Origin of the sequence: Pseudomonas sp. K5002 (assembly GCF_013386655.1) — a bacterium.
Taxonomy (GTDB): Bacteria; Pseudomonadota; Gammaproteobacteria; order Pseudomonadales; family Pseudomonadaceae; genus Aquipseudomonas.
Genome location: NZ_JACARK010000828.1, coordinates 1 through 4,206, shown reverse-complemented (window position 1 = coordinate 4,206; position 4,206 = coordinate 1). Strand labels below are relative to the sequence as shown.

The following is a 4,206-nucleotide window of genomic DNA, read 5'->3' as shown; positions in this document are numbered from 1 at the left end:
CGAGATCCTGCGGTCGCTGGATGAAGTGCGCCAGGGCCTGCAACGTTTGCAAGGCCTGGCGCCGCAACGCCTGTACGCAGTGCGCGCGCGCCTGGCGTTGTACGAAGGCTATTTGCTGCTGATGCGCTGCCAGCCTGAAGCCGGGCTCGCTCGGCTGCGTGCCGGATTGACGGAGGCGCGAGCCTGTCGGGATATCAGCGTGTTGATCGGCCACTGTGTGATCGCCAGCTTCGAAGGTCGCCGTGGCGACTTCTCCGTGGCCTTTGCCGAATTGGCCGAGGCCGAGCGCTTGATGCATATCTGGGACGTGCCGCCGATTTTCTATCTGGCGATGATCACCCTGGTCAAATGCGAGCTATGGCTGGCTCAGGGGCGCACCGACCTGGCCGATGCCTGGCTGACGCGGCTGGGGCAAACCTACAACGGTGAACAGGCCGCTGCCGCACCGGAGTTCCACCCGCACCTGCCGCAACATATCGAGTTGCAACAGGCGGCACTCGACGCCATCCGTCATCAGCCGGCGGCTTCACTGCAACGGCTCGATGAACTGGCACGCCAGGCCCATAACAGCGGCCGGCAGATGATCAGCCTGATGGCGCTGACCCAGCAGGCACTGTTACTGCTGGACGGTGGCCAGGAAGCCCAGGCCCGCCCGGTGTTTGCCCGCGCGCTTGAAGCGGCTGCCGGTGGCGCGATGCAACCTTTCCAGCGCCTGTTGGAACGCTATCCCGAGTGGACGCGGGAGCAGCTGTCTCGGGATCCCCATGGACTGATGAACCAGGGCCTGCTGGCACTCTTGCCGGATGTTGCAGTAGTTGAAACCCCACACACACTGGAGACCCTGAGCACCCGTGAACTGGCGGTGCTGCACCTGATCGCACAGGGTTGTTCAAACCAGGAGATCAGCAATCAGCTGTTTATCTCCCTGCACACCGTGAAAACCCACGCCAGCCATATCAACAGCAAGCTCGGGGTGGAGCGGCGCACACAGGCGGTGGCGCGGGCGCAGGAGATGGGATTGCTGGGGTAGAAACCTGGATCAATGGGATCGAAAGCCCCAGACGATTTCCACCACGCGGGCTGCCACCAGCACATAGATCAGGATAAGCAGCAGCTGAAGGACCAGGTGATAACGCAGCTTGGCGAGCCGGCGGATGCCATCGCTCACATTCAGCACCATCAGCAAGCTTGAGACCACGATCAAGCCCCACCCGGCCACGCTTGACGCCAGGATGCCGAGGAACAGCTCATGTTTCCCGGCCAGTGCGTTGGTGCCCGCAGCAAACAACAGCGCGCATACCAGCAGGTTCTTCACATTGTCGAAGACCTGGGTGCTGAAGTCATTCTCCAGCAGTTGCTGATACCACTTCCAGAATGTGCGCATGGCTCGATCCCCCGGATCAATGTTTACCGCACGGCGGGGCACTCACTCGATGACTTGTCGGCGGCCTGGCTGAGCAGCGCGGCAAACCGCTTGACGTTGTTTTGCTGCGCGATCACCAGGTCGTCAATGGTCGGGCCGGATGGCGACTGCACCACCGTGCGACACGTCAGCGGCGTGCGTTCGTCCGTGCCCGTCTGGCGAAGCCGCCATTTGACGTCGAGCAGGGCGTACTGCCCGGGGATCGAGTCAAAGCGCTGGACCTCAATGCGCACCGCCAGGTTTTTCCGGCTGCTGGCGAGTTGATCCACCAGCGCGCTGCGCAACTCATCCACCAGGCTGGCAGCCCACCATTGCGTCTCGAGAATGGCCACGCCGCTGTCACCCTGGCGGATGACAATCTGTGGCCGGTCGACCTGTGGCGGGACCGTGATGCTTTCAATCCGGATCTCGCCCCCCGCGGCCAATGACGCATTGCTGCGCTGCACCGGCGTCAGGGTATGAAATTGAATGGGCTCACTGCGGCACGCCGTCAGCAGCAGCAACCCGGTGAGCAGCGTGATCTTCAGCGGCAAAGCCATGGTGGTTGCTCCTGTGGTCATTTGCGCGGTGGCCCTTGCAGGTCGGAGGGCGCGGCGTTGTCGGGGCGACCGCGAATCAGCGATTCGGGATGGCGTGCCAGGTAGTCCGACAGCTCTCGCAGGGAGCGCGACATGCGGCTCAGTTCGTCCAGGGTCTGGGTCAACTGTTCCCGTTGCGGCGAATCCTCGGCCAGGGTCGAACTGGCGGATTGCAGGGTTTTACTCACGTCGGCCAGCGTGTTTTGCACCCCCGGCAGTGTCTTGGCGTTGAACTGGCCGAGACCCTTGCGCAGTTCCACCAGGCTGCCGTCGAGGTTGCCGGCAATTCGCTCGATTGGCAGTTGGTTGATCTTGTTGACGATGCCTTCGAGTTTTTCCTGCAGTTGTTCCAGGTTGCCGGGGATGGTCGGAATACTGACGGGGCGCAGGTTCGGGTCAAACACGACTTTGTCGGCCTTGGGGAAGAAGTCCAGGGCGATATACAGCTGGCCAGTGAGCAGGTTGCCGCTGCGGGCCTGGGCGCGCAGGCCGTGTTCGATGAAGCTGCCTATCAGGCGCACACCGCCGGCTTCGTCGTTGGGGTCATGCTTCAAGACCGTGAGCATTTTGGTGTTGGCTTCGCCGAGGCGCTGCGGGTAGATCACGATGCCGACGTTGACCGGGAAGCTGCGTTTTTTCTCGTCGAAATCCAGGTTGATCGACACCACTTTGCCGAATTCGATACCCAGGAATTCCACTGGCGCACCCACCGTAAGCCCGCGCAAGGCCTGGTCGAACCGCAGGTTCAGGTATTGCGCCTTGCCATTGGGCGGGGCCAGCGCGGTTTGCTGGTCGGCGAACAGTTCGTAGGAGTGTTCTTCGTCTGCCGGCTTGTCGTTTGGGCTGTAGGGCGGGGCGAGGAAGGCGATGCCGCCCACCAGCATGGACGACAAGGATTCGGTTTTCAGCGCAAACCCGTTGGCGCCGACACTCACATCAATCCCGCTGGCGTTCCAGAACCGGGTGTTCTCGGTGACGTAGGCGTCATTGGGTGCATGCACGAACACGTCGATGTTCACGCCCTTGCCGTCAGCGTCCAGGGCATAGGCCACCACCTGGCCAACGGGAATCTTGCGGTAGTACACGGGGGAGCCGATATCCAGCGAACCCAGATCCTGGGTGTGCAGCGTGAAGCGCTTGCCCGGTTCGCCATAGGTAATGGGCGGTGGGTTTTCCAGGCCGGTGAACCGGTTGGCGCGGGTATCGGACTGGCCGATATCGGCGCCGATGTAATCCCCGGAGAGCAGCGTGTCGATACCGGAAACGCCGCCGGCGCCGATACGTGGGCGCACCACCCAGAACTGCGAGTCTTCACGGGTGAAGCTTTCCGCCTGCTTGGACAGTTTGATCGTGGCGTTGACGCTTTTCTGATCGTCGCTCAACTCCACATCAGTCACCTGGCCGATCACCACGTTGCGGTATTTCACGTCGGTCTTGTTGGCGGTCAGGCCGCTGCCGGTCTTGAAGGTAATGGTAATGCTCGGCCCTTGCTGAAGGATGCTGTGCACCACCAGCGAAATGCCCACCAGCACCGCGACAATCGGCACGATCCACACCAGCGAGACGCTGAAGCGCCGCGTCTTGATCGCAGGCGAGCCCGCAGGCTGCGGTTTGTCAGTGGTTTGCGACGCCATCCGGCATCTCCTCGTTGTGTGGGTTTTCCCAGATCAGGCGCGGGTCGAAACTCATTGCCGAGAGCATGGTGAAAACCACCACCAGGCCAAAGAACAGAATGCCCAGGCGCGGCTCGATGGTGCCCAGGGCCTGGAACCGCACCAGGGCGGCCACCAAGGCCACCACGATTACATCCAGCATCGACCAGTAGCCAATCACTTCGACGAAGCGAAAAAGCTTCGAGCGCTCCTTGCGCGCCCACTGGTTATTGCGCTGCACGGTGACCAGCAGCAACGTCAATGCGACGAACTTGATACCCGGCACCGCGATGCTGGCGATGAAAATGATCAGGGCGATGTCCCAGGCGCCGTGCTGCCAGAACTCCAGCACGCCGCTCATGATGGTGCTGTCGGCGCCCGAGCCGAGCATCGAGGTGTTCATCACCGGCAGTAAGTTGGCGGGCACGTAAAACGCCAGCGCCGTCAGCATATAGGCCCAGGTACGGGTCAGCGAATGGACCTTGCGCCGGTGCAGCGGCGCGCCGCAACGCTCGCATTCGTCGGGCGCGGTGCTGACGTCGCAAGCCTGGCC

Annotated in this window: 5 protein-coding genes; 1 reads left to right on the top strand and 4 read right to left on the bottom strand. The window is 62.2% G+C overall.

Annotation, left to right across the window (positions count from 1 at the left end; translation table 11 throughout):
* A partial coding sequence (locus tag HX846_RS29340; RefSeq protein ID WP_218645496.1) for a LuxR C-terminal-related transcriptional regulator occupies positions 1 to 1,030 on the top strand: 1,030 nt, incomplete at its 5' end.
* Between the two features lie 9 nt (positions 1,031 to 1,039).
* Here the strand turns inward: HX846_RS29340 and HX846_RS29335 are convergent.
* The 4 genes from HX846_RS29335 to HX846_RS29320 all read right to left on the bottom strand — a co-directional run.
* Positions 1,040 to 1,384: a hypothetical protein gene (locus HX846_RS29335; RefSeq protein ID WP_003216175.1), complete on the bottom strand. Its 345-nt coding sequence runs from the start codon at positions 1,382 to 1,384 to the stop codon at positions 1,040 to 1,042.
* 23 nt (positions 1,385 to 1,407) lie between these two features.
* Positions 1,408 to 1,962, bottom strand: a complete 555-nt coding sequence (locus HX846_RS29330; protein ID WP_008434246.1) for a membrane integrity-associated transporter subunit PqiC — start codon at positions 1,960 to 1,962, stop codon at positions 1,408 to 1,410.
* Between the two features lie 17 nt (positions 1,963 to 1,979).
* Positions 1,980 to 3,635: an intermembrane transport protein PqiB gene (locus HX846_RS29325; protein ID WP_003216179.1), complete on the bottom strand. Its 1,656-nt coding sequence runs from the start codon at positions 3,633 to 3,635 to the stop codon at positions 1,980 to 1,982.
* On the bottom strand, positions 3,616 to 4,206 hold a 591-nt coding region (locus HX846_RS29320), incomplete at its 5' end, for a paraquat-inducible protein A (RefSeq protein WP_178966695.1). The genes HX846_RS29320 and HX846_RS29325, both read right to left, overlap by 20 nt.

What these genes read in the sequence shown, in the direction of transcription:
- HX846_RS29335 (WP_003216175.1), bottom strand. Translation starts at nt 1,384, where the DNA reads ATGCGCACATTCTGGAAGTGGTATCAGCAACTGCTGGAGAATGACTTC.
- HX846_RS29330 (WP_008434246.1), bottom strand. Translation starts at nt 1,962, where the DNA reads ATGGCTTTGCCGCTGAAGATCACGCTGCTCACCGGGTTGCTGCTGCTG.
- HX846_RS29325 (WP_003216179.1), bottom strand. Translation starts at nt 3,635, where the DNA reads ATGGCGTCGCAAACCACTGACAAACCGCAGCCTGCGGGCTCGCCTGCG.